The organism is Neisseria sp. P0021.S006 (assembly GCF_051956895.1).
Genome location: NZ_JBQCWZ010001172.1, coordinates 1 through 471, shown reverse-complemented (window position 1 = coordinate 471; position 471 = coordinate 1). Strand labels below are relative to the sequence as shown.

Sequence of the window (471 nt, the reverse complement as noted above, 5' to 3'; positions counted from 1 at the left end):
GTCTTATTGTATTTCAAACAACAGTTGAAAGACCGCACAAAAGACTGTCGCGAATCCTTTGTCTCTTTGCGCATTGCGCTTGACTGCCGACGTCAGGCCGTCCGTCATGTATTGGATGCATACAGCAAACACCTGCAAGAGCAGGGCATTGCATCGGATCGAAACGTTCAGCAGATGTGTGCCGAAGTCGAAACCGCATTGGCGCAAACTGCCAAAACATTTTCCGAATCCAAGATCAAACATCTGTGCGAAGCCGAAACAGCATTGAATCATGCGCTGAAAAAATTGCAAACTGCCGTCAAAGGCCTTTTGAAACAGTATCCTGATGAGAAATTGGCCGGTTTGATGGAAATGCTGGATGCAGCAGAGGCGGAAGTTGCATCGGCACGCCGCACTTACAACCGCAGAGCCGGAAGCTACAACCATCATTTAAACAAGCTGCCCAACCGCCTTGTCGCCAAGCCATTAGGT

1 protein-coding gene is annotated in these 471 nt (G+C 49.0%); it reads left to right on the top strand.

The window, feature by feature from the left end; genetic code table 11:
• Window positions 1-471, top strand: a 471-nt coding sequence (locus ACTHUM_RS19310) for a LemA family protein (RefSeq protein ID WP_440403904.1), incomplete at both ends; no start/stop codon positions are given.